This is a genomic window from Microbacterium sp. bgisy189 (genome assembly GCF_057707225.1).
In genome coordinates, this window is the sequence record NZ_JBYIPT010000003.1 from 1 (window position 1) to 21,380 (window position 21,380).

General features: G+C 68.0%; 20 protein-coding genes and 1 tRNA gene. 7 read left to right on the forward strand and 14 right to left on the reverse strand.

Annotated elements, in window-relative coordinates:
* Positions 1–703: 703 nt before the first annotated feature.
* The 7 genes from AC3ENX_RS05310 to AC3ENX_RS05340 form a co-directional block, all read right to left on the reverse strand.
* Positions 704–1,033: a hypothetical protein gene (locus tag AC3ENX_RS05310; protein WP_434810819.1), complete on the reverse strand. Its 330-nt coding sequence runs from the start codon at positions 1,031–1,033 to the stop codon at positions 704–706.
* A 72-nt stretch (positions 1,034–1,105) separates the two neighbouring features.
* Complete coding sequence (locus tag AC3ENX_RS05315; RefSeq protein WP_193599399.1) at positions 1,106–2,446, reverse strand: chymotrypsin family serine protease; 1,341 nt, start codon at positions 2,444–2,446, stop codon at positions 1,106–1,108.
* 321 nt (positions 2,447–2,767) lie between these two features.
* A complete protein-coding gene (locus AC3ENX_RS05320) occupies positions 2,768–3,463 on the reverse strand; it encodes a hypothetical protein (RefSeq protein WP_434810820.1) in 696 nt (231 codons plus the stop codon).
* A gap of 375 nt (positions 3,464–3,838) precedes the next feature.
* Entirely contained in the window at positions 3,839–4,825 is a 987-nt protein-coding gene (locus tag AC3ENX_RS05325; protein ID WP_193599397.1) for a TniB family NTP-binding protein, read from the reverse strand.
* Positions 4,822–6,804, reverse strand: coding sequence for a Mu transposase C-terminal domain-containing protein (locus AC3ENX_RS05330; protein ID WP_193599396.1), 1,983 nt, complete (start codon positions 6,802–6,804; stop codon positions 4,822–4,824). The genes AC3ENX_RS05325 and AC3ENX_RS05330 overlap by 4 nt, the downstream gene beginning before the upstream one ends.
* Before the next feature lie 2 nt (positions 6,805–6,806).
* Positions 6,807–7,445, reverse strand: coding sequence for a TnsA-like heteromeric transposase endonuclease subunit (locus tag AC3ENX_RS05335; RefSeq protein WP_434810821.1), 639 nt, complete (start codon positions 7,443–7,445; stop codon positions 6,807–6,809).
* Positions 7,446–7,984: 539 nt separating this feature from the next.
* On the reverse strand, positions 7,985–9,799 hold the full coding sequence (locus tag AC3ENX_RS05340) for a DUF2207 family protein (protein WP_434810822.1): 1,815 nt from the start codon (positions 9,797–9,799) through the stop codon (positions 7,985–7,987).
* Positions 9,800–9,849: 50 nt separating this feature from the next.
* Here AC3ENX_RS05340 and AC3ENX_RS05345 point away from each other — a divergent pair, with 50 nt between their 5' ends.
* Positions 9,850–10,290 carry a MarR family winged helix-turn-helix transcriptional regulator gene (locus tag AC3ENX_RS05345; protein ID WP_434810823.1) on the forward strand — a complete coding sequence of 147 codons (441 nt, stop codon included), beginning with the start codon at positions 9,850–9,852 and terminating at the stop codon, positions 10,288–10,290.
* Here AC3ENX_RS05345 and AC3ENX_RS05350 read toward each other — a convergent pair.
* From AC3ENX_RS05350 to AC3ENX_RS05360, 3 genes are all read right to left on the reverse strand, one after another.
* Entirely contained in the window at positions 10,277–11,785 is a 1,509-nt protein-coding gene (locus AC3ENX_RS05350; protein ID WP_434810824.1) for an L-serine ammonia-lyase, iron-sulfur-dependent, subunit alpha, read from the reverse strand. The two genes, AC3ENX_RS05345 and AC3ENX_RS05350, sit on opposite strands and share 14 nt — an antisense overlap.
* A 42-nt stretch (positions 11,786–11,827) precedes the next feature.
* Positions 11,828–12,199: a hypothetical protein gene (locus AC3ENX_RS05355; RefSeq protein ID WP_434810825.1), complete on the reverse strand. Its 372-nt coding sequence runs from the start codon at positions 12,197–12,199 to the stop codon at positions 11,828–11,830.
* Between the two features lie 77 nt (positions 12,200–12,276).
* Positions 12,277–12,642 carry a VOC family protein gene (locus AC3ENX_RS05360; protein ID WP_434810826.1) on the reverse strand — a complete coding sequence of 122 codons (366 nt, stop codon included), beginning with the start codon at positions 12,640–12,642 and terminating at the stop codon, positions 12,277–12,279.
* Positions 12,643–12,728: 86 nt separating this feature from the next.
* Between AC3ENX_RS05360 and AC3ENX_RS05365 the strand changes: the two genes are divergently transcribed.
* Positions 12,729–14,621: an alpha-amylase family protein gene (locus AC3ENX_RS05365; protein WP_434810827.1), complete on the forward strand. Its 1,893-nt coding sequence runs from the start codon at positions 12,729–12,731 to the stop codon at positions 14,619–14,621.
* A 71-nt stretch (positions 14,622–14,692) separates the two neighbouring features.
* Here the strand turns inward: AC3ENX_RS05365 and AC3ENX_RS05370 are convergent.
* Together AC3ENX_RS05370 and AC3ENX_RS05375 are read right to left on the reverse strand one after the other, a co-directional pair.
* Positions 14,693–14,765, reverse strand: a tRNA-Arg gene (locus AC3ENX_RS05370).
* A 76-nt stretch (positions 14,766–14,841) separates the two neighbouring features.
* Positions 14,842–15,522 carry an asparagine synthase gene (locus tag AC3ENX_RS05375; protein ID WP_434810828.1) on the reverse strand — a complete coding sequence of 227 codons (681 nt, stop codon included), beginning with the start codon at positions 15,520–15,522 and terminating at the stop codon, positions 14,842–14,844.
* A 16-nt stretch (positions 15,523–15,538) separates the two neighbouring features.
* On the opposite strand from AC3ENX_RS05375, the gene AC3ENX_RS05380 reads away from it, so the two are divergent.
* The 5 genes from AC3ENX_RS05380 (at position 15,539) to AC3ENX_RS05400 (ending at position 18,924) form a co-directional block, all read left to right on the forward strand.
* Positions 15,539–16,375, forward strand: a complete 837-nt coding sequence (locus AC3ENX_RS05380; RefSeq protein ID WP_434810829.1) for an SDR family NAD(P)-dependent oxidoreductase — start codon at positions 15,539–15,541, stop codon at positions 16,373–16,375.
* An 88-nt stretch (positions 16,376–16,463) separates the two neighbouring features.
* Entirely contained in the window at positions 16,464–17,138 is a 675-nt protein-coding gene (locus AC3ENX_RS05385; RefSeq protein WP_434810830.1) for a DUF4956 domain-containing protein, read from the forward strand.
* Entirely contained in the window at positions 17,135–17,914 is a 780-nt protein-coding gene (locus AC3ENX_RS05390; protein WP_434810831.1) for a polyphosphate polymerase domain-containing protein, read from the forward strand. The genes AC3ENX_RS05385 and AC3ENX_RS05390 overlap by 4 nt, the downstream gene beginning before the upstream one ends.
* 60 nt (positions 17,915–17,974) lie before the next feature.
* Positions 17,975–18,385, forward strand: a complete 411-nt coding sequence (locus AC3ENX_RS05395; protein ID WP_434810832.1) for a DUF4383 domain-containing protein — start codon at positions 17,975–17,977, stop codon at positions 18,383–18,385.
* Entirely contained in the window at positions 18,382–18,924 is a 543-nt protein-coding gene (locus AC3ENX_RS05400) for a hypothetical protein (RefSeq protein WP_434810833.1), read from the forward strand. Before AC3ENX_RS05395 ends, AC3ENX_RS05400 begins: the two co-directional genes overlap by 4 nt.
* Positions 18,925–18,932: 8 nt before the next feature.
* Here the strand turns inward: AC3ENX_RS05400 and AC3ENX_RS05405 are convergent, their stop codons facing one another.
* Together AC3ENX_RS05405 and araA are read right to left on the reverse strand one after the other, a co-directional pair.
* Complete coding sequence (locus AC3ENX_RS05405; protein WP_434810834.1) at positions 18,933–19,871, reverse strand: aldose 1-epimerase family protein; 939 nt, start codon at positions 19,869–19,871, stop codon at positions 18,933–18,935.
* The gene (gene araA / locus AC3ENX_RS05410; protein ID WP_434810835.1) at positions 19,871–21,373 is read right to left on the reverse strand and encodes an L-arabinose isomerase; all 1,503 of its coding nucleotides are present in this window, start codon (positions 21,371–21,373) and stop codon (positions 19,871–19,873) included. Before araA ends, AC3ENX_RS05405 begins: the two co-directional genes overlap by 1 nt.
* Between the last annotated feature and the right edge of the window lie 7 nt (positions 21,374–21,380).

Here is a 21,380-nt window from a genome sequence, read left to right on the forward strand (position 1 = left end):
GAGGGGCGTGACGAACGAACTGGTGACTGAATCACCTGTAAGTCTCTGAGATGGCTGGCCTGGGGTCGGCTGGCAGAGTGGGTGCTGGTGCTCCGTCTGGTCGTGACTCTTGAATCGCCTGGCCTCTCGCTTCGGCGGGATGCCTTTCCCAGGATCTGTCCGACCGGGTGGGTGCCGGCGCCGACCCTGCCCACTCCGATGGCTTGATCAGAAGCTCGCTGGGAAGGTCGATAGCGTCGCCGTCGCGCCGATCCGGACGCCCGTCGAGGACGAACTCGATCTGCACCTGAGTAATCAACCGAGTGCCGAGTCCGGCGATCGCTTCCATGGTCACCTCCACTGCAGATATTCAGTTGGAGAACGACCCTGACGGCGCCAGAGTACGACCGCGAACCATCGCGCACCCGCGGTGCCGCCCGCGTGTCGCAGACAAGATCAATGGCACCCAGCACCGAATCACTGTCATCTGTCCGATGACAGTGATTCTGTCGTCCCTGCCATTGATTCTGTGTCGAGAATCCGCAGGTTCCCGTCGACCGCACTGAATCCCAGCAGCTCGTCTGCGCCGGTCCTTGCCATTCAACCTGTAGGTTCTCGGAACCGCGACGCGAACTCGACGACGGGAATCCCCGGATCTATTAGCGCGGCACTCAGCCGCTGAGTCAGGAAGACCGCTGCGGGACTCCCACCGCCATCGTCACAGTCAGCCGCGGTTGCCGACCACGAATGTCTCGCCCGCGCCTTCGCAGGCGTCCGGGAGCTCGGAGACCTCCGAGAACCCGCCCGGCAGCGTTACGGCGTCACCACCGGTTAGGTCGTCGCCTCGGTAGCTGACGAGGTCTCCGTCGACGGCGATCTCGGGCGCGGGGAACACAGGAACGACGCGCTCACCGGTTTCCAGATCGACGGCGAGGCAACCATCGACATCGACGACCAGACGGCCCTCGATGCCCGATCCGAATCCGCCCTCTCCCGACGGATCGTAGGTGGCGACGACGATCTCCGGTTCGATCGTCCCGCAGCCGGATAGCACCGCAGCGACGAGGAAACCGCCAGCCGACGCCAGGGGTCGTCGTCTCGTTGCTCGCATCGTCGTCTGTCGAGATCAGTAGTTGTAGCGCAGACGGGTCTCAAGCGGCCGATAGAGCAACTTCGAGTAGACACTGAACGTCGGTGTCGTGCCCGGGTAGGTTCCGCCCTTGTGAATGCCGTACGCGCGATTCGTGCCAGCGCCGTTCGTGTAGTACCAGGGGCCACCACTGTCTCCGCTATCCTGGCCCGCACCGTTGACTCGGACGAACACGGGCTGGCATATCGCCCCGTTGCATGCATTGCTCCAAGTCGGTGCGTACGAGGTGCTGGATACTGTGCCGCAACGCTGCCCGCTCGTCTCTCCACGATGGCAGAGGTAGTCGGTTGCCACCGCAAATGTGTACGAACTGGGGTTCTGGCGTGGAGTTGTCAGGGAGTCGCCGTAGAACGTCGTGTAGGCGCTATGCGATGATGTGTTGATCGTGAAGTAGGCAATATCCGCGTACCCGTTCCAGTTGCGGTGGCTGTACGACGATGCATAGCTCGTGCCTGATCCGCCGGGGTTGGCGAACCAAGGAATCGAGGTCAGGCAGTGCGCCGCTGTCCAGAATCCCCTTGACGAGATCGAGGTCGTGCCTATCTGTGCGGTGAAACCAACGGTGCACGCAGGCACCGTCGCGTTTCCCCCTCGAAGGATCGCGGAATCTCCCACCTCGCCGTTCGTGGCCTGCACGCGGAGGATGCTGTCATCCGCCCCCAGCGAGGACCATGCGTCAAGACCTCGGACAGCTGAGCCGACGAGACTCTCGGCCGACGACTCTTGCGCTGCCGATGATGAGCGCACGTCGAGCACGATCTGCCCGGTCTTCGCGTCGATGTAGGCACCCTGAAGCGCTGAAGTATCACCCGCGTACACATCCTGAATCCGTGGGATGAGATCGACCAGGACATCACCTTGCGAGGAGAAGGCGACCCCGTGCAGCGTGGAGAGAGGAACCCCCGCGGCATCCGCGAGACGTTCGGCGGTGCGGACTATCTCGACGTCATCCGTTCGCACAACGAGCGTGGCCGCTCCCGCACTGACTTCCCGCCATGCGTCGAACGAGGTTTCGCCGAAGCGCTCGGCGAGTGTGGATACCAGATCTCCCGAGATGACTTGAAGGTCGAGGATCTTGCTTGCATCCTCGACGCTCACGCCATAGTCCGCTGCATAGGATTCCGCGATGGACATCGATTCCGTCTCGGCCGGGGCCGCCGCCGCGCCTGCGGCGGCGAAGTCGACGGCCGTAACGCTCGAGGTCGAGGAAGTTGATGGTTCAGTGTCCTGCGCTCGTTCGGACAAGAGCAGGCTCGCGAGGGCGAGAGCGAGGATGGTTCCGCGGACCGCTGTCCTCCCGATCAGGTGTCGCGGCATGTCTACCCACCCACTTCCGATTGGTGAAATGCAATCAGCGGCGCGTACTCGATGTCAAGAGGGCCACGACGGGAGAGGCGTTGAGCGCGCCGTGCCCCGTCGGGGCGCCGCCCGCGCGACGCTTCGTTGGGTTGGAGAGCGCGGCATGACATGGCACCGTCACCTTGGGAGCCGCCGGCTTCAGACCCCACCTACACCCTTGATTCCGATCGGCGACGTCGATCGTATGCGTGAGTACTTCGAACGCCCAAAGCCACCTCAGCCCTGCTGGTCGTTTGCCCCAGCACTACACGACCTCGATGCGGCCGATCGTCTGATACGTCAGGTCAGCGGCGCGTCTGACAGACCTCCGCGCGCGACCACAGTTCGGTTCCTTGGCACAGCAATACCGGGGGTGTAGGGGATGATCTGGATGCGCACGGTGCTGAGGTGTCGGAGCAAGCAAATGCGATGCCGTTGCGACGATGCCACGAGGGCCTTCTCGAGCGCGGCGGGGCGCTTGCAGCCGGCGTTGAGGCGCATGCTGAACGCGGTCTCGACTGCGGCCTTTCCGCGGGCGACAATGCGTTCGGCGATGTCGTGGAGGTGAGTGGTTGTGGTGCCCTGCATGATCGTGACGACGGCGGCTTCAAGCGCCCATACCTGTTCAGCGAGTTTGAACCGGGAGCTGAGGAGGTACGACGCGAACGACAGGTCGGTCAGCACGGCCGTGAGTCGCACGACCTCGGGATATGCCGCGAGGAGCACGGTGTCGCGGCCCAACTCGCCGATGCCGAGGTCTGCCATCCGGTCAGCAACGCGTCGCGCGGGCTTCGCGTCTCTCGCCCAGTGTTCGATGAGGGTGGCAGCGAGTTGCAGTTCGCCGGTGTGCAGGCCGATGCCTCGCTTCCACAGCGTGCCAGAGAGGCATCGCTCCGCGTGCGCGTAGTCGGGGTGACGGGTCAGGTCGATGTCGACACCGTCAAGGTGCCAACGGCGATGATGGTTGCAGACCGCACCCCCACGACTCCGGACCATCGTGGACGCGCCGCGGGCGCACCGTCGGCACGCTGTGCGAGGTTGCTGGGTGTACCCGCAGCGTGTGCAGTTGCCGGGCTGCCACGCGAAGTGCTGACAGCGGACATACATCGCGTTCCGGCGGGCTTCGCGGTCGAAGTGCCCTACGGGTAGCGACCCGAGGCGCTCTGCCCACGGTCCCGCATTCTCCAGGTTCGGGCGGAACGGCGACAGGCCGGCGATATCCGTGACATGAAGCCGAAGGTCACGTTCGGTGAGCGTGTTCGCTTCGGCGAGGCGGGCCAGGTAGCAGGTGACGGTCTCCCCCGGAACCGTGCGGACCGGGACGGGCAGGGCGCGGACATCAGCGACGGGTGCCTGCCCCTGCCGCATCCCTCACACCTCGACTACGGCCGGTGTTGGATCGGGCGCGGGGGTGGTCCCGAATACGGTGTCGAGGTCGAGGCGTTCGGTACCCGTGTCGATCGCGTCGATCGCGAGCATGTGCACCATCCCGGTGAGATCCCCAATGACCCCTCCGGTCGCGGTGTGGAGATGGCGAACGTGGCGGAGGATCGCGCCGGGTTCCTGATCGATCAGCCCCAGCGACGCTTCGACCGCGAGCAACAAGTCCGCCCACGCGGCGCGGGCCTTGCCGGTGGCTTCGAACTTGTGCAGCCGCATGATCTGGAACCTGCTCGTGATCTGCCGGCCTCTCGTGCCATCCAGGAGCCCGCTGCCCTCGACATCCGCGCCGGCGTACACGAACGTGCCCGGGCACTTCTCCGACAGCTGCTTGAGCGTGTCGGACGCCTCACTCATCTGCTTGTACTTCTGGTTGATGTTGTGGATCTCGTCGACGATGATCAGCTCGGTCCGACACGTCGCGATCACGCTCGCGACCGTGTTCATCAGCTCACCCGTGTTGTAGTGGGTCCGCACCGGCAGGCCCAGGAAGTGCGCGAACTCGCCCAGCATCAGCTTCGGGGTGCACGACGGCGGCACCGACACGTAGATCACCGGGATCGACCCGGACCCGGACCCGCCGACATCGCGACGGCGCCGCTCGAACCGGCGGGCGATGTGCGCGACGGTCGTGGTCTTCCCGATGTTCGGTTCGCCCGAAACGATCACACCGAGCTTCCCGTGCGACTTGTACGTGTTCAACATCAGCCGGCGGCGGATCTCAGCCTCGATCGCCGCGAACTGACCGGTAGCGACCACCGACCCACGCACCATGAACTGCTTCCGCGCCTCACGGTGCAGCGCACGGTCCGCTGGTGACATCGCCTCCAGTTCCTCGCGAGTGACTGGTAGTGGCTGGTCGACGGTCTCGCTCACGAACGCGGACCACCCCTCCCTCGTATTGATCGCCTGCGTCATGTCAACCGCTCCCACACCCCGTCATCATCGTCAAGCAGCGAGAACCCACCGCCGCGCTCCCAGATCACTTCGTCTTCTACCTGCTCCTCGGCTGCGTCGTCGCGGGCGTCGGCTTGCGCGGCGCTCGTGTAGTGCATCGGATCGCGGTTGACCTCCGCGGATCGCGCCGCCCGGTTACGTTTCGTGCCCGGGCGGACCCACTGGGCGCGTTTCATCCGATCCGCGAGCTGGGCAGCGTCCTCCCGGGTCACGCGGTCGGCATCGGCGTCAGTAGCGCGGGATTCCCGCCAGATGTCGCCGCCCATCGGCTCGTCGAGGAGGTCCGGTGTGGCGCGGAACGGAACGAACGCGCCGTCATGCTCGACCCACACATACAGCGGGTTGTGCGGGTCGTACCGGATCACGCATGGACGGGTCGCCCCTTCCCCTCGCGAGCCGGCCGCGCGGAGGTCGGGGAGTCGCTTCGACCGGTACACCCGCCGGTTCTGGTTGATGCCGTAGTCCTGCAACGTCACCTTCTTCGACGGGAGCAGCCCGATGAAGTCATCTACCCCGAACGGCACGTGAATCTCTGGCGCGACCCGTCGGTACGCGCGGAACATCTCGTTCGGTGTCAACGACCGACCCGGAAGCAGCGGGTCGGTCAGCCCGTCATGGGGGCGGTTCTGCCACTCGATCGCAACCCAGTCCTCCAACAACTCCTGCAACTGCGCGACCGCGAGGACATCATCGGTCGGTTCCGCCCGACCCCGCCTGTCCACACTGCCACCGGTAAACCCCTCCAGGTACTGCACGAAACGGGTCACCATCGACTCGAACGTCCGCTCCACATGGGGCTTGTCCGTCGGGGTCTCCTTCCCCGCGAAGATCAACGAGATCCCCACCCGTGCGCATCCCGACCGGAACGCTTCGGAACGGTAGATCTTGCCGTTGTCGGTCGTGATCGTCTCCGGGAAGATGTACGGCTGCGCCAACCGGTACTGATCGAGCTTGTCCTGCTCGATCATGAACTGCCCCGCCCACGACGCCGCGACCCGCTCCCGCTGCTCCCGTGCCCCCGGGGGACGGAACTCGTACGGCGTCAGCGCCCGCGCGAGCACACCAGCCAGATCCGCACTGTTCGTCGCGATCGCACGGACCAACGCCGCGAGAATCGACCTCGTCGCGACATCATGGATGATCGTCAACTCCGCACGATTCAGCCGGCCATCCAGCAACCGGGACGGCACATCGATCACCGTGCTATCGATCTGCACATGCTCCCCCGGCCGCAACGACCCATGCAACTCGAACGCGCGACCCGGCTTGTTCGCCGCCGTCTCTCTCGCCCGCGCGGAGCTATTCAGCTTCCGTGCGGTCGGGTGCGCCGCGATCAGCCGATGCAGCGTCCGGTCGCTCGGTAGCTCCAGATCGTCGCCAAAGTCCTCCTCAAGCATCCACTTCAGGTTGTCGACCGTGCGGGTGCGAGTCCCCGATGAACGCTTGATGCCGGCCGCGCCGAGCTCGCTCAACGCCGCACTAATCCGCGCGTCAATGCCAGGCTTGCGCCCGTTCAAGCGTCGGCCGTCGACGAGCCCGATCACTCCCTCCGCCAGGTAGCGACGGAACTTTCGGCGCACGGTCTCCGTCGAGGCATCGAGGTGGGGCTGCATCGCGGTCCGTACATCGTTGAGCAGTGACCCCAGAGGCGCGCCCTTGTCGAGGAGGAGCTTCATCGCTTCGAATTGCTCTACCCACGCCTCGACGAGACGTCGCTCAATCGCAGGCAGCTCAGCGATCAGCTGAAGATCTGACGGTTCGGACGACGGCGGCCGCACGTCATGCCAGGAGGCATTCGGCAAGCGGAGCAACTCTTCAATGACAACCTGTCGGACGAAGTCCTCTTTCAGGGATCGCAGCACCGCATGTCGGTAGTCGATCGCGATGATGATGAAGTCGTGATCGTCCCACGTCAGCCGTGTCCCGATCCCGGCGCGCATCGCTACACCGCCCTCGCCATCGAACGCAGCGACAATCGATCGTCCGGGTCGACTTGAAGCCGCCGCCACCACGCAGCGGAGTAGACGGCACCCAGTGGTTCCGGGCACGCGTCGTTGAGTTCTGACGCCCAATCCTGCAACGTCCGCTCCTCCCCCACGTGCGCGCCGAGGCACACGTCCGCGCCGGTGGAAACCCACCGGTCGTAGCGGTACCCGGAGAGAAATCGGAGGTTGCGGTCCTCCATCGTTGAGATGTCGCTCACCACCTGATAGCCCCAGCCGAGACCCTCGCATAGCGCAGCGGTCCACCGGAACGTCTCGACATCCCGCTCATCGATACGCTTGGCAGGTTTCACGTCGACGACAACTCCGCGACCGTCGCGGTATCGAACGAAGAAGTCCGGGACATGCCACCGCGCACCGACTCCCCAATGAACCGTCATCGGCTGCGACGCGATGGCGAGCACCCGCCGGTCACGGTCGAACCGCATCAGTGCGGCGCGCTCGTACAACGACTCGAACCACACGTGCCGACCGGTGGTCGCCGCCCAGTAGAAGCCCTCGTAGTTCTTCTTGTGCTTCCACGACTCCGGTTGGCGCACACGATCCGTGACCTCGAAAAGAACCCCGGCGACGTCCACAGCACTCCGACGATCCCGGCGACCAGACGCAACCCACTCGATCTCGACACGAGCCACGTCGATGCTCGGCGCCGGAGATTGGATCCCGTTCACTCGCCCACCCCCTCACTGATGGATGTTCAGTTGAAGAAGGGAACCTGACGGCGCCAGAGTACGACCATCCACCCGAGACGCCCGCCGACCGCGGCCGCGTGTCGCCCGACTCCAGACACAGAATCAACGGCGCAGACACAGAATCAACGGCGCAGACACAGAATCAACGTCACCGACACAAGATCAATGGCACAGACACAGAATCAATGTCATCGGACATCATCGGACACAACACGAGCGCCCATCACGAAAAGATAACGACAAACCCTTGCCGTCGTTACCTTCCCGTTATAGAGTGCAAGCACGGTAGTTGTTTTGCTGTGGCAGCTACCGGCATGTGATTGCAGGACACTCTTGGTGCAAGGGACAAGCCCCGGTCGGAAGCCTCTCTGACCGGGGCTTACTCTTGCCCGAAGCCCGCAGCGCGACGGGGCGGACTCACCGGGTCAGACGCCGCCACCACCGCCTCCGCCGCCGCCACCACCGGCTCCTCCGCCGCCACCGGAACCGCCCGACGTCGATGACGAGGCGGACGCGGCGGCCGACAGCGACCCGATGCCGGACGCGAACGACGACGCGTTGAATCCCGCCGCGCCGACGTACCAAACGGGGCCGACCGCGCCGGTGTTCGTGTAGAGCTGCGACAGCAGCTGCGACCACTCCTTCTCCTGCCCGAACACCACGGCGTACGGCAGTAGCGGTTCGTACAGCTTCAGCATCTGGGTCGGGCTCGACACGTCGACGCCCACCCGCTCGGCTCCTCCGGGCGACTGCAGCATGCGGATGCGGTCGGCCTCGGCCCACTCGATGAACTCGCGCAGCCCCGCGAGGTGGTCGCGCACTTCGGCACCCGCGGCCGTGAGCGGCTGCTTCGCGATCACGATGATCGCGGCGATCGTGGCGACCACCGCGACACCGATCAGCACACCCGGAAGCGCCGACGACACCCCGGACTCCATCGCCAGGATGCCGGCGACCACGACGCCTGCCAACGCGACGAACGCGAAGAACGGCGCCCTGGCGTACGCCCACGCCGACACCGGGCGCACGAAGCCGCGTTCGCGCAGGTCTTTCGACGCGTCGGCGAGGATCGACTGCGCGGCCCTCGACAGGCCACGATCCTGACGGCCGAACGTGAACCGCGTGCCCGGCCCGCCACCGCCGAACAGCCCGCGCAGCAGGATCTGCCCGTTGGCGTCGGCGCGCGTTGCATCGACGAGTTCCGCGACCAGTGGCACCCGCCCGTACCAGGTCTTCTCGCCCTCGAGGATGCGGATCGACCCCACGACGGCCTGCTCGAGCACTTCGGCCGGAATGCCCTTCGCGCGCTTGCCGAGCAGCACGGCGCTCTCGAGCGCGTCGACACCGCGCGGCGGCGTGTACTCGGCGATGATCGTCGGCCGCCCCGGCGCATCGCGCAAGAACCGGCGTCGCGTCCACACCGCGGTGCCGACCGCGCCGGCGCTGAGCGCGAGCGCCCCGGTCTGCAGCCAGCTCCACCCGGATGCGGCGAACGACGTGTCGAACGCCTCGAACGCGTCGTCGTCGAGACCGACCGCCATCGTCAACGTCTCGCCGGGCGCGACCTGCTCGGCGCGTGCCGTGACGACGACGCCCGCGGCATCCGAGGTTTGCGCGATGTCGGCGCACGGGGTCTCAGCTCCCTGCGACCCCTGGTAGCAGGCGAGGTTGCCGGTCAGCTCATCGGCGAGCGACGCATCGAGGTGCAGTCGCGCCGTGATCTGCCCGAACGGCTGCGCCCAGTCGACGCCGTTGACGTCCCAGTAGAACTCCAGACCAGTGTCGGGAAAGTCCCACACGACGTGCTCGAGTGTGTACGTGAACACGTAGGTCTGCGCGCCGTGCACGTAGCCGGTGGCGCGAGAGGTCATGGCGTAGTCGCCGTCGGTGTCGACCTCGGACGGACGGCTCGCACCGCGCTCGTCGGTGATCGAGATCAGCGTCGGGTTGAGGGGCTGCCCGTTGTACCGGTCGGGAATGACGCGACGCATCCCCCGGTTCTGATCCGTCTCGGGAAAGACGGCGACGAACGTCTCGACCACGTGCAGCCGGCTCGTACCGTCGTCGGCCGTGCTCAGCGTGTAGTCGGCCGTCATCGACTCGAACGTGAAGTCATCGACGTCGGCGTACGCGGGCTGAGCCGAACCGAGCACCGGCCCACCGAACACGGCACCCGCGAGCAGGATGAGCGCGAACACACCCACAACCGTCGACCACCTGCGCCACCCCGTCTGTGCCATGCCATCCACGCTACGGGGCGGCGAGCGGTGCCGGGGATAGTCTGGACCCCATGACCGACCGGCACCTCGCGATCGCGGCATGGGAGAGCCTGTTCCGCGCACAGCACGAGGTGTTCGGAGAGATCTCGGCCGACTTCGACGACGACACCCTCAGCCAGCCCGAATACGACGTGCTGCTGACGGTGACCCGCGGCGACGAGCACGCGGCCCGACTGCGCGATGTCACCGCGAACATGCTGATCAGCCAGCCGAGCGTCTCGCGCCTGGTCGACCGCATGGTCGCGCGCGGCCTCATCCAGAAGTGTCCCGATCCCCGCGACGGCCGCGGCGCCATCGTCCGGGCGACCGAGACGGGGCTGGCGATCTTTCGCCGGGTCGCGACGACGCACGGGCGATCCATTGCGGGCCGGATGTCGGTGCTCACCGACGACGAGCTGCGCGACCTGCAGCGGCTCACCGGCAAACTGCGTGGGCCTGTCAGCACTCGATGACGTTGACGGCGAGCCCGCCCTCGCTGGTCTCCTTGTACTTCGTCGACATGTCGATGCCGGTCTGCCGCATCGTCTCGACGACCGTGTCGAGCGAGACGTAGTGCGTGCCGTCGCCGCGCAGCGCCAGCCGCGCCGCCGTCACCGCCGTCGATGCCGCGATCGCGTTGCGTTCGATGCAGGGAATCTGCACGAGCCCGCCGACCGGGTCGCACGTGAGCCCCAGATGGTGCTCCATCGCGATCTCGGCGGCGTTCTCGATCTGCCGGTTCGTGCCACCCATGACCGCGGTCAGGCCCCCGGCGGCCATGGCGCACGCCGACCCGACCTCGGCCTGGCATCCGCCCTCGGCGCCCGAGATCGACGCGTTCGCCTTGAAGAGCGAACCGAGCGCCGTCGCCGTCAGCAGGAACCGGCGGATGCCGCGGCGACGATTCGCCTCAGCGATCGCGGCCTCGTCTGCCGCCGCGTCGACCGCCGGCAGGGCGAGCTCGGGGGCGGTCGGCGGGTGGAAGCCCAGCAGCGCCGACCCGACGAGCTCGCCGTACGGCGTGACCGCGTTGCCGCCGCCGAGACCGGAGTCGGCCATGAACCGCCACCAGTACATCGCGACGGCGGGGAGGATGCCGGCGGCACCGTTCGTCGGGGCCGTGACGACCCGCCCGCCCGACGCGTTCTCTTCGTTGACGGCGAGCGCGAACGCGCCCAGCCACTCCCCTGGTAATTCGCGTCGCCCGTCCGCCTCGGCCTCTTCGAGCTGCGCCCGGATGGCACCGGCCCGGCGGCGCACCTTGAGGATGCCGGGCAGCACCCCGTCGGCGTGCAGGCCCGCGACGACGCAGGAGGCCATGGCATCCCACACCGCGTCGAGCGCGGCCGCGACCTCGTCTTCGGAGCGCAGCGACTCTTCATTGCGGCGCGCGACCTCGGCGATCGTGAGGCCGTGACGGTCGCACAGTTGCAGCAGTTCGTCGGCCGAGTCGTAGGCGAACGGAAACGGCGCCGCCGCGACCTGCTCGTCTGCACCGTCGCGTCGGATGAACCCGCCGCCGATCGAGTAGTAGGTCTGTTCGGCGAGCACCTGCCCGCCCGCGTCGCGGGCCACGAGGGTCATCGCATTGGGGTGCCCGGGCAGCCGCTCACGCGGCGCGAACACGATGTCTTCCTTGCGGAAGGCCACCGCGTGATCGCCGTCGAGCAGCAACGGTTCACCCGTCGGCCAGTCGGTCCACGCGGAGCGGACGGCAGCGGGGTCGACGGTCTCGGGCTCGAGACCCTGCAGCCCCGCGACGACGGCGTCGGGGGTGCCGTGGCCGATGCCGGTGGCGCCGAGTGACCCGTACAGCGTGCATGCGACGGCGGTGACGTTCGGCAGCTGCCCTGCTGCCCGCAACCGAGCTGCGAAGTCGCGGCCGGCGCGCATCGGTCCCACTGTGTGGGAACTCGACGGTCCTACCCCGATGGAGAACAGCTCGAACGCTGAGATGTACGCGCTCATGGCATCGAGCCTACGCGGCACGATCACCGCGGCGGGGAGCGACTATGCGGCGCGGAACCACTCGCTCTCGTCGACCACGATCTCGACCTGCCTGCGCACCAGCGCGGCGAGCACGTGGGCGCTCGGCGTCGACTGCCACGACGGGGCGAGCGCCGCGAGTACGACGCCGAGCCCGATCGAGAACCCGTAGGCGAAGGCACTGCCCGACTGCGGCACGGTCGACAGCGTCGGACCGACGGTGTGGCCGGCTGCCGCACCCCGCACGAGTTCGTGTCCGGCGCGCGATCCGGCGTCGATGCCGATCAGCAGCGGCACGGGCGGCGGCGCGGTGCGCTCGCCTCGCGGAAAGAGCAGGTCGCAGCTGGCGGGATGGATCTGCGCAGCGACGGCGATGAGTGCGGCGGTGTCGGCCATGTCGGCCTCCTCAAGGAGCGAGGGCCCGCGCGGTGCGGGTCACATCAGAAGAGGCGGCAACGCTCCCGCTGATACCGTCACGGCTTCTGGAAGGCGATCAGACCGATCGTGTTGCCCTCGGTGTCGCGCACGAACGCCTGCCATTCTTCGTGCCCTTCGGGGCCGATCGCGTGGGTGTCGTGCACGAAGATGACGTGCGGCGGCGTGACGACCTCGATCGCCCCGCCGAGCCGCTCGATCGTCTCGTGCACGTTGTCGACCTCGAAGTAGTGCAGCGCCGAGGGCGCGTTCGCGTCGAGCAGCAGTCGCACCCCGTCGAGGTCGAAGAACAACAGGTCGGGGTCGGCGAACCGGGCCGAAGGCGCCCGTTCGAGCAGCACCGTGTAGAAGTCGGATGCACGGTCCAGGTCGGTCGCCCGCTGGGCGATCTGTCGCAGCTCCATCGATGTTCCCCTCCGCGTCGGGCGGGCGCGCGCCGTCGTGTGCTCAGCGTAGCGCCGCCGCTTAGGCTGGGGCGCGGAGGAGAACGATGACCCCGCTGAGCACCCTCGAAGACGACCGCACCGCCGCGCTCGCGGCCGCCGGTGACGCCGGTCGCGTCGACGACGCGTTCCTCGGACGCTTCGACGAGCAGTTTCCCCGGCTGCACCGACTCTTCACGCAGCTGTACGGCGGGCGCGATGACGGTCAGGACCGCTTGAGCGAGCTCATCGCCCTCGCCTCGACGAGCTGGAGTCGACGTCCGCTCGAGCTGAAGGTGCGCGACGGCGCCCGCCTCGACCAGCCCGACTGGTTCACGTCGGAGCGGATGCTGGGCGGCGTCTGCTACGTCGACCGCTACGCCGGAAATCTCGCCGGCATCCGCGATCAGATTCCGTACTTCCGCGATCTGGGCCTGACGTACCTGCACCTGATGCCGCTGTTCGACACCCCCGACGGCGACAACGACGGCGGGTACGCCGTCTCGAGCTACCGGCGCGTGAACCCGAGCCTCGGCTCGATGGAACAGCTTGCCGAGCTCGCTGCAGAGCTGCGCCTGGCCGGCATCTCGCTCGTGCTGGACTTCGTGTTCAACCACACCGCCAGCAACCATGAATGGGCGCAGAAGGCGGTCGCGGGTGACCCTGCGTTCGAAGATTTCTATCTCATCTTCGATGACCGCGAGATGCCCGATGCCTATGAGCAGACCACGCGCGAGATCTTTCCGGACGACCACCCGGGCTCGTTCGTGCAGCTGGAGGACGGCCGCTGGATCTGGGCGACCTTCTACCGCTACCAGTGGGACCTGAACTACGCGAACCCGGCGGTGTTCACGGCGATGGCGGGAGAGATGCTGTTCCTCGCGAACCAGGGCGTCGACATCCTGCGCATGGATGCCGTCGCGTTCATCTGGAAGCAGTTGGGCACGGCGTGCGAGTCGCTGCCCGAGGCGCACCTGCTGCTGCAGGCGTTCAACGCGGTGCTGGCGATGGCTGCGCCCGGCGTCGAGTTCAAGTCGGAGGCGATCGTGCACCCCGACGAGGTCATCGAGTACATCTCGGCCGACGAATGCCGCCTGTCGTACAACCCGCTGCAGATGGCGCTCACGTGGGAGGCGCTCGCCACCCGTGACGCGCGACTGCTGCAGCAGGCACTCGAACGCCGTCACAGCCTGCCCGCCGGCACCGCGTGGGTCAACTACGTGCGCAGTCACGATGACATCGGGTGGACCTTCGCCGACGAGGATGCCGCTGAGCTCGGCATCGAGGGCGGCGCACACCGCCGCTTCTTGAACGCGTTCTACAACGGACGTCACGAGGACTCGTTCGCGCGGGGTGTGCCCTTCCAAGAGAACCCGAAGACGGGCGATGCCCGCGTCGCGGGAACGACGGCGTCCCTTGCCGGCATCGAGGCGGGCGACCCGGCCGGAGTGGACCGCGTCGTGCTGGCGCACGCCATCGCGATGTCGACCGGCGGCATCCCGCTGCTCTACCTCGGCGACGAGGTCGCCCAGCTGAACGACCCGAGCTACGCCGACGACCCGGCACGCCGCGACGACACCCGCTGGGTGCACCGCGGGCAGCGACCGCGCGACCGCTACTTTCAGCGCACCGACCTCGAGACAGATGCGGGGCGCGTGTTCTCGCGACTCACGCACCTGATCGCAGTGCGGCACCAGACCCCCGAGTTCGGCGGCAACGACCTCGTCGGCTTCCATGTGCCGAAGGCTTCCGTGCTCGGCTACCAGCGACCCGGGACCGACGGCCAGGTCGTGCTGGCGCTCGCGAACGTCGGCGACGAACAGGTCGTGGTCGACCCGCTCACCCTGTCGGGCTTCGACCGCACCGCACGCGACATCGTGCACGCCGTCGACATCGACCTCGACGAAGGCCTCGTGCTCTCACCCCACGGTTTCGCGTGGCTTCGGGTGCGGGCCCTCTGACGAGAGGTCGGGACAAACACGAACTCCCCCGGTCGATGACCGAGGGAGTTCAGGACTGTCTCAACACAGTGCGCGCCTCGAGGGACTCGAACCCCCAACCTTCTGATCCGTAGTCAGATGCTCTATCCATTGAGCTAGAGGCGCCCGGCCGATTCTTTCGAAGGCCAGCGTCCAGAATACATGACCGTTGCGGATCAGACGAATCGAGCCGCTCGGGCGTCTATTCGAGTTCGCCGGGGTCGATGTCGGCCGACGAAGCCTCGAGCACGGGGCCCGGTTCGACACCCTGTTCACGCAGTTCGGACTGCTTCTGCGAGCTGCGGCGATGTGCGCGCAGCTTGGGCAGATCGACCAGCCGCAGGGCCTGCATGCGGGCCGTGCGCATGCGTTCGTAGTCGGGCTCGAGATCGGGCCGGGCCGCCTCGATGCGCAGGGTGCGGTCGATGTTCTTCGAGACCTCACCCCACGCGGCATCCCGCGCGTCGGCGATCAGTTTGCGCAGTTCGTCGTCTTCGGCGGCGCGCTTGCGCAACTCGGCGGCGACGTGCAGCGACTGCTTCTGCCGCCGCCGCAGATTGCGCACGTCGCGGCTGCGGTAGTCGTGGGTGCCGTCAGAGTCCGCGTGCCGCCCCCGGGCCGCCTTGCGCTCGCGCTCGGTGCGCGCGGCATCCTGCTCTGCCTCGTCTGCCAGCGCGAGCAGTGCTTCTCGTGCGTCGCCGAGGAAGCGGTCGGCGTCGAAGTCATCTCCGTCGACGAGGATGTGCACGAGGATCTTGTTCTTGAGGCTCAGCCGGGTCGCCGCAGACGCGATGTAGAGCCCCTCGGCGACGACATCGCGCGTACGGGCACGCTTCTGCTTCTCGGGCACGGGATCCTCCCCCTCGATCCTACGGGCGAGCATCGACGAGAATCGAGGGATGCGACCTCTCGATGTCCGCGGCGCGACCAGTGTCATCACCGGTGCGGCAAGCGGCATGGGCGCCGCCGTCGCCCGACAGCTCGCCGCGCGCGGGGCACGCGTCGCCCTGGTCGACCGCAACGCCGACGGGCTCGCGGCCGTCGCGGCATCCCTCTCGGGCACCGGGCACACGGTGCACGTCGTCGACCTGACCGATGACGACGCCGTCACCGCACTCGCGGGCGACCTCATCGCCGCCCACCCGCGGTTGCAGACCCTCATCACGTGCGCCGGTTCGTCGATGCTCGGCAGCATCGACCAGCTCACGATGGCCGAGATGCGCTGGCTCATGGACGTCAATCTGTGGGGCACCGTCAACATCACGCAGGCCCTGCTGCCCGCGCTGCGCCGCGAACCGGCCGCGCACATCACCCACCTCGCCTCCGTCTACGGGCTGGCAGCACCCGCCGGTCGCATCCCATACGCGATGAGCAAGTTCGCCGTCCGCGGCTTCAGCGAGGCACTGCGGCACGAGCTCGAGGGCTCGTCGGTGAGTGTCGGGGCGATCTACCCCGCAGGCGTGAAGACGGGCATCATCCTGCACGGCCGCTACGCCGCGGCGATCGATCCGGCCGTCGCCGATCGCGCCGCGCAGGCACAGGCGCAGATGTACCACACCGAGCCCGCCGACGCTGCGCGCACGATCGTGGATGCCACGGTGCGACGGCGCGCACGCACCATGCTCGGACGCGAAGCCAGACTGGTCGATCTGCTCGCGCGCCTCACACCGACGCGGTACTGGTCGGCCATGCGGCGCCCCATGAAAGAGGCCATCGACACGACGACGCCGATCTGAGACTCCTACCCGGAGGCTATGCGCGTCATAGGGTTCGCATAGCCAGTGGCCCCTGAATGGACACCAGACATTCACCTCTGGAGTTCTCATGGATCAGTTCGCCATCATCGGCCTCGACCTTCTCGCCATCGCCCTGCTCGCCTTCGGCGTGTACTACCCCCGCCATCGGCGGCGTGACCTCGCGATCGCCTTCGTCGGCGTCAACGTCGGCGTGCTGGCCGTGTCGATGGTGCTCGGCTCCTCGACCGTCAGCGCGGGCCTCGGCCTCGGCCTGTTCGGCGTGCTGTCGATCATCCGACTGCGCTCGCGAGAGATCGAGCAGAGCGAAGTCGCCTACTACCTCGCATCGCTCGCGATCGGTCTGATCGCGGGCCTCTCGGGCACCCTCACCCTCATCTCGGCCGGCCTGATCGCCCTCATCGTCGCGGTGATCGCGATCGTCGACAGCCCCGCGCTGCTGCGCCGCTCCCGCGAGCAGGCACTCGTGCTCGACCGCGCCTACACCGACGAGACCGAACTCTTCGACGCCGTCGAACGCGTCATCGGGGTGCGCCCCCACGTCGTCTCGGTGCGCTCGCTCGACCTCGTCTCCGACACGACCCTCGTCGACATCCGCTACAGCGCGCCCCGTGCGGGAAGCCGGTCGGATGCCGCCTCCTCCCCCGCTGTCGCCGAGGTCGGTGAGGTCACCGCGACCCGCGCGGGCGCCAGCGCCGCAGGCCAGGCATCCCGCGCAGCCGCCACGCTCGAGGTGACCCGATGAACGCCCTCGCCCACCTCGACGAACTGCGCACCATCGACCTCGAGGGCCTCAACAGTGCCGCCCAGCTGCAGACCCGCGTCGACCGGAAGTACATCATTCCGATGCGGAGCCTGCCGGGCGTGCTGAGCGAGCTGCCCGTCGGCGCCGAAGTGCTCGACATCAACGGCTCGACCGCCCTGCAGTACGCGTCGCAGTACTTCGACACCCCCGAGCTCGACAGCTATCTCGGTGCCGCACGCGGCCGCCGCCGCCGGTTCAAGGTGCGCGCCCGCACCTACGTCGACTCCGGCGGGTCGTTCCTCGAAGTGAAGACCCGCGGCGGACGCTCGGCCACCGTCAAAGAGCGTGTGCCCGTCGACGGCGACACCCTCGACGACGACGCCGTCACCTACGCCGGAGACCTGCTGGCAGATGCCGGCATCCCCCGTGCCGCCGACCTCGCAGAGCGGCTCGAACCGGTGCTCGTCACCCGCTACCGCCGCGCAACCGTGCTCCTGCCGGCGGTGGCGGGTGGCGACGCCTCACGCGGCACGATCGACGTCGACCTCACCTGGATCGGCGCCGACGGCAGCACGATCGAACTGCCCGGGTCGGTGATCGTCGAAACCAAGTCCGGTCAGCGCCCCGGCGCCCTCGATCGTGCACTGTGGCGAGGCGGGCATCGCCCGGCATCCATCTCGAAGTACGGCACCGGCATGGCAGCCCTCGACCCCGCGCTGCCGTCGAACAAGTGGCGTCGCGTGCTCACCCGGCACTTCGCGGGCAATCCGATCTGACGGGCCGCGCGAACAACCTCCAGACGCGGCACACGCCGCGCACGAACCAGGAGGTTTCTCATGCGCACGTCTCCCAACCGACTCGTCGCGACGATCTTCGGCGCGGTCTACCTGCTCGTCGGTCTGCTCGGCTTCGCCGTGACCGGCGGCGTCGGATTCATCGCCACCGAGGGCGGCATGCTCCTCGGCATCTTCGAAGTCAACCCGCTGCACAACGTCGCCCATCTGCTGATCGGCGCCGCCCTGCTCATCGCAGGACTCGCCTCACCACGGGCCGCCAAAACGGTCAACACGATCGTCGGTGCCGCCTACCTGCTGCTCGGTGTCGTCGGGTTCTTCATCGCCGACAGTGCGCTCAACGTGCTCGCCCTGAACACGTTCGACCACTTCCTGCACCTCGCCAGCGCCCTCGTGCTGCTGGGTGTCGGCATCGGCGCCGAGCGGACCACGCGCACCACGGTCGCGGCATGAGCGAACGCACCGTGACCGCTCCCACGGTGACATCGGGCGCCGTGCGCCCCTGGGCGGCGATCGCCGCCTGGGGCGCCGGCCTCGTGCTCGGCGCGCTCGGTGCGTCCGCCGTCACCGCCGCAGATCCAGCCCTGCGTGCGTCGGGCGTCGCTGTGCTGATCGCGGCCGTCGCAGCCATCGCGTGGGGCGTCGCGACCCTCGCCGCCGGTCGCCCGGTGCGCCCGGCCGCAGCCACGATCGGCGCCGTCGCCGGGCTCGTCGCCCTCGTGGCGCTGCTGGCCGCCTCGAACGGCACCGAAGGGCTGCCCGCCGCCGGCGCCGCAGCCGTGCTGCTGCTCGCCGTCGCCGCGGCAGCAGGGCTGACGCTGCGCGAGCGCGCGGCATCCACCCCTCGGCGCAGCCGCTCAGCCGTTCCCGGCGTGCTCATCGCGGCCGTCGCGGTCGCCGCGATCGCGACCCCGGCGCTCGGTTCAACGCAGGCGGGGCTTGCCGCGCCCGATCACTCCGAGCACCGGGTCGAGACGCACGACGGGCACTGAGCCCCGACTCAGATCGCGGTGATCGTCCAGCCGGCGTCGAGGCTCGCACCCGGTTGCAGCACCTGCAGACCGGTGTCGAACGGGTAGTTCGCGTCGTTGAACGCGTCGGGCGCACACGTCATCGGCTCGACAGCGAGTCCGACCCGGTTCGGCTGACGGCCGTTCGGCAGGTCGGCGGTGTGGATCTGCACCCACGGGCACCGCGCATCCCACGTCATCGCGACACCCGAACCCGACGCGTCGGTCACCCGGACGGTCGCCATGCCGTCGGCGTCGCGGGTCAGCCCCGTGTACGCGTGGTCGATCTTCACCTCACCCAGCACCCGCTGCTCACGCCAGTCGAACCGCTCGGCGTCGAGGTCTGCGGCTGCGTGCAGCGCCACCGGCGAGAGCCGGTCGGGCGTCACCTCGATGACATCGGATGCCGGCAGCTCGAGCGTCCACTCATCCAGCGGCGACGTGCCACCCACGAGGTACGGGTGGGGGCCGGTGCCGAAGGGGGCCGCCGACGCGCTGAGGTTCGACGCGCGCACCGACTGGGTGAGGCCCTCCGCGGTGAGCGAGAACGTCGTCTCGAGGAAGATGCGCCACGGATACTCCCGACGCGGCTCGATCACCGTCGCGAGGGTCACCTCGGTCTGCGACTGCGCCACCGGGGTGAACTCCTGCCACATCACGAAGCCGTGCAGCGCCTGCTGCCGGGCCGGCTCCGTCAGCGGCAGCACGTAGTCCACGCCGTCGAACGAGTACTTGCCGTCGACGACACGGTTCGGCCACGGTGCGAGCAGCACGCCCCGCGAACCGGGCCGCACCTCATCGGCCTGGAACGGCACGACGAGATCGCGACCGCGGAAGGTGAGCGTACGCAGCGACGCACCCACCGAGGCGATGTCGGCGCGGTAGTCGCCTGCTTCGAGTGTGTACTGCGTTCCGGAGAGCGGTGTCATCAAAATCCCTGGGCGAGTCGGTAGTAGGCCTGGTTCCAGCGCAGTTCGCGCTGGAACGAGCGCGTGGTCGTGTCGTCGTCGATGACGAGGAGTTCGGTCTTCGCGATCTCGGCGAAGTCGCGGAACACCTCGATGCCGACGGCCGTCGTCATCACCGTATGGTGCGCGGCCCCGGCGGCGAGCCAGCACGCCGCGCTCGTCGCGAAATCGGGCGCCGGCTTCCACACCGCGCGCCCCACCGGCAGGTTGGGCAGGTCGGGGCTCGTGACGTTCTCGACGACGTTCGCGACCAGGCGGAACCGGTCGCGCATGTCGCTCATCGCCACCACCAGCGCGGGGCCGGGGTCGGCGGTGAACACCAGACGGACGGGGTCTTCCTTGCCGCCGATGCCGAGCGGATGCACCTCGAGACGCGGGCGCTCGGTGGTCAGCGACGGCGAGACCTCGAGCATGTGCGCGCCGAGGATCTTCTCGTCACCCGGTGCGAGGTCGTACGTGTAGTCCTCCATGAGGCTCGCCCCGCCGGGCAGCCCCGCCCCCATGACGTTCGCGACGCGCACCAGGATGGCGGTCTTCCAGTCGCCCTCGGCGCCGAACCCGTACCCCTCGGCCATCAGCCGCTGCACCGCGAGGCCGGGCAGCTGCTTGAGCGCGCCCAGGTCTTCAAAGGTCGTCGTGAACGCCCCGAACCCGCCCGCTTCGAGGAAGGATCGCAGGCCCAGCTCGATCGCGGCGCCGTCACGCAGCGACTGGTGTCGCTCGGCGCCGGGCAGCAGCTCGGGCGCGACGTCGTATTCGTCGAGGTAGACCCGCACGAGCGCGTCGACCTCGGCATCCGATGCCTGCTCGACCGCCTCGACCAGGTCGTTCACACCCCACGTGTTCACCTGCACGCCGAACGCGAGCTCAGCCTCGGTCTTGTCACCCTCGGTGACGGCGACGTAGCGCATGTTGTCACCGAAGCGGGCGAGCTTCAGGGTGCGGGCCGCCTGCCAACCCGCGGCGGCGCGCTGCCAGTCGTCGATCTGCTGCACGACGGCCGGGTTCGACACGTGCCCCACGACCGTCTTGCGCGAGACGCCCAGGCGGGTCTGGATGTATCCGAACTCGCGGTCGCCGTGCGCGGCCTGGTTCAGGTTCATGAAGTCGAAGTCGATGTCTGCCCACGGCAGTTCGACGTTGGCCTGCGTGTGCAGGTGCAGGAGCGGCTTGCGCAGCGCGTCGAGGCCCGAGATCCACATCTTCGCGGGGCTGAACGTGTGCATCCAGGCGATCACGCCGATGACGCTGTCATCCGCGTTGGCGTCGAGGGCCAGGCGGCGGATGCTGTCGGCGTCTTTCAGCACCGGCATCCACTCGACCTTGACCGGCAGCCCCGCGAGCCCGGCAGCGACGGCCTGCGACTGCTCGGCGACCTGGCGCAGCGTCTCTTCGCCGTAGAGGTTCTGGCTGCCGGTGACGAACCAGACCGTGTACTGGTCGAGGCTGGTGGTGAGCGTCATGGCGTGT

What these genes read in the sequence shown, in the direction of transcription:
- AC3ENX_RS05315 (WP_193599399.1), bottom strand. Translation starts at nt 2,446, where the DNA reads ATGCCGCGACACCTGATCGGGAGGACAGCGGTCCGCGGAACCATCCTC.
- AC3ENX_RS05320 (WP_434810820.1), bottom strand. Translation starts at nt 3,463, where the DNA reads ATGGTCCGGAGTCGTGGGGGTGCGGTCTGCAACCATCATCGCCGTTGG.
- AC3ENX_RS05325 (WP_193599397.1), bottom strand. Translation starts at nt 4,825, where the DNA reads ATGACGCAGGCGATCAATACGAGGGAGGGGTGGTCCGCGTTCGTGAGC.
- AC3ENX_RS05330 (WP_193599396.1), bottom strand. Translation starts at nt 6,804, where the DNA reads ATGCGCGCCGGGATCGGGACACGGCTGACGTGGGACGATCACGACTTC.
- AC3ENX_RS05340 (WP_434810822.1), bottom strand. Translation starts at nt 9,799, where the DNA reads ATGGCACAGACGGGGTGGCGCAGGTGGTCGACGGTTGTGGGTGTGTTC.
- AC3ENX_RS05345 (WP_434810823.1), top strand. Translation starts at nt 9,850, where the DNA reads ATGACCGACCGGCACCTCGCGATCGCGGCATGGGAGAGCCTGTTCCGC.
- AC3ENX_RS05350 (WP_434810824.1), bottom strand. Translation starts at nt 11,785, where the DNA reads ATGAGCGCGTACATCTCAGCGTTCGAGCTGTTCTCCATCGGGGTAGGA.
- AC3ENX_RS05355 (WP_434810825.1), bottom strand. Translation starts at nt 12,199, where the DNA reads ATGGCCGACACCGCCGCACTCATCGCCGTCGCTGCGCAGATCCATCCC.
- AC3ENX_RS05360 (WP_434810826.1), bottom strand. Translation starts at nt 12,642, where the DNA reads ATGGAGCTGCGACAGATCGCCCAGCGGGCGACCGACCTGGACCGTGCA.
- AC3ENX_RS05365 (WP_434810827.1), top strand. Translation starts at nt 12,729, where the DNA reads ATGACCCCGCTGAGCACCCTCGAAGACGACCGCACCGCCGCGCTCGCG.
- AC3ENX_RS05375 (WP_434810828.1), bottom strand. Translation starts at nt 15,522, where the DNA reads ATGCTCGCCCGTAGGATCGAGGGGGAGGATCCCGTGCCCGAGAAGCAG.
- AC3ENX_RS05380 (WP_434810829.1), top strand. Translation starts at nt 15,539, where the DNA reads ATGCGACCTCTCGATGTCCGCGGCGCGACCAGTGTCATCACCGGTGCG.
- AC3ENX_RS05385 (WP_434810830.1), top strand. Translation starts at nt 16,464, where the DNA reads ATGGATCAGTTCGCCATCATCGGCCTCGACCTTCTCGCCATCGCCCTG.
- AC3ENX_RS05390 (WP_434810831.1), top strand. Translation starts at nt 17,135, where the DNA reads ATGAACGCCCTCGCCCACCTCGACGAACTGCGCACCATCGACCTCGAG.
- AC3ENX_RS05395 (WP_434810832.1), top strand. Translation starts at nt 17,975, where the DNA reads ATGCGCACGTCTCCCAACCGACTCGTCGCGACGATCTTCGGCGCGGTC.
- AC3ENX_RS05400 (WP_434810833.1), top strand. Translation starts at nt 18,382, where the DNA reads ATGAGCGAACGCACCGTGACCGCTCCCACGGTGACATCGGGCGCCGTG.
- AC3ENX_RS05405 (WP_434810834.1), bottom strand. Translation starts at nt 19,871, where the DNA reads ATGACACCGCTCTCCGGAACGCAGTACACACTCGAAGCAGGCGACTAC.
- araA (WP_434810835.1), bottom strand. Translation starts at nt 21,373, where the DNA reads ATGACGCTCACCACCAGCCTCGACCAGTACACGGTCTGGTTCGTCACC.